A 1617-nucleotide genomic window follows, 5' to 3' on the forward strand; every position below is an offset into this window, starting at 1 on the left:
TGTGCCGATCCGCTCGGCCTGGGCACGGCGCGGCAGGCGGATGAGGTGCCGCGGACCCAGCCGGTAGATCTCGTTATCCCACCCGCTGGCAAGGTATGCCACAGGCAATTCGGCCCACTGCGGCGCCTGCCCGCGGAGCAGCTCTTGCACCAGGCAGCGGTCGATGCGCACTTCGGCCTCGGGCGCACCCGGCGGGGTGAAACGGCCTGCAGTCATGGTTTTCATCGTAGTGCCTCCACCTGCGCCCACCCACCGGGGGCGTGATCTCTCGCCAACGCCCGCCCAAGAGACGCCACAGCGTGCCGCGCTTCACGTGCTGTCCCCAGCCAACCACGATCAGTTTTCCCAGGGGCCGCGGTCCCCTCACCCGCGTGCAGGATCGCACACCCACCACGGCCGCGGCCGGCGCACGCTGAGGCCGGTCAGTGAAAACCCTGGCCGTCGCAGTTGCGCTCTACGAGGTGGCCACTGGCGTGCGCAGCGAACCGTGAGCAAAGCGCCCAAGGCATGGACCGGGCGCACAGCCCAGCGGCCGGACATTGCCGCCACGAGCGGGGCGGGCGGACTGCCCCGGCGCGGTATCCGGCAGCGGCCTCACACCGGTCACGGCACCGGATGAGTACCAGGAAGCGGGCAAATAGGCATCGCGCTGCACCCCCGCGTTCGGGGATGCAGGCGCGATGCCTTGCTCGCTGGCTGGAGACTAGAGTCCCAGCTTCTCCATGACCAGTTCACGCACGCGGCCGGCGTCGGCCTGCCCGCGGGTCGCCTTCATGACCGGGCCCATCAGGCGCCGATGGCCTGCATCTTGCCGCCCTTGATCTTCTCGACCACGTCGGGCATCGCGGCGATCGCGTCATCCACGGCCTTGCCCAGCGCCGCGTCGTCGTTCACGATCGCCAGCGAACGCTGCTCCACGATCTGGCTGGGGTGCCTTCCCCGGCCAGCACGTACTCGAGCACCTGGCGGGCAATCTTGTCGTTGATCTTCATGCCCTGGATCAGCTGGTCGATCTCGACGATGGTTTCCGGCGTGACGCCAACCTCGGCGATTTCCTTGTCCGCGGCCTTGGCCAGGCGGGCGATCTCGCCCATCCACCACTTGCGGGCGACCGCGGCGGTGGCCCCGGCGGCAATGGTGGCCTCGATTTCATCGAGCACCCCGGCGTTGACCACGTCGCGGAATTCCTTGTCCGCGTAACCCCATTCGGCCTTCAGCCGCTTGCGGCGCTCGGCCGGCGGTTCGGGCAGGCGGGAGCGCAGCTGCTCGATCCAGTCCGCGGTGGTTACGATCGGGACCAGGTCCGGTTCCGGGAAGTAGCGGTAGTCATCCGCGTCCGACTTCGGGCGGCCCGAGGTGGTCGAGCGGGTGTCCTCATGCCAGTGGCGGGTTTCCTGCACGATCTTCTGGCCCGAATCCAGCACCGCGGCGTGGCGTTCGATCTCGAAGCGCACCGCGTGCTCCACGGCGCGCAGCGAGTTCACATTCTTGGTCTCGGTGCGGGTGCCGAACTTCTCCGCCCCTTTGGGCATCAGAGAGACGTTCGCGTCGCAGCGCACGTTGCCGCGCTCCATGCGGCATCGGAGACACCAGTCTGACGATCTCGCGAATCGCCGC

The 1617-nt window shown here is 68.5% G+C and carries 2 pseudogenes; both read right to left on the bottom strand.

Annotated elements, in window-relative coordinates:
- Positions 1 to 225 (bottom strand): annotated as a pseudogene (locus JCM19049_RS13620) (hypothetical protein); the annotation flags it as partial.
- Positions 226 to 703: 478 nt separating this feature from the next.
- Positions 704 to 1617: pseudogene (locus tag JCM19049_RS13625) on the bottom strand (Asp-tRNA(Asn)/Glu-tRNA(Gln) amidotransferase GatCAB subunit B); the annotation flags it as partial.

The organism is Arthrobacter sp. JCM 19049 (assembly GCF_001310435.1).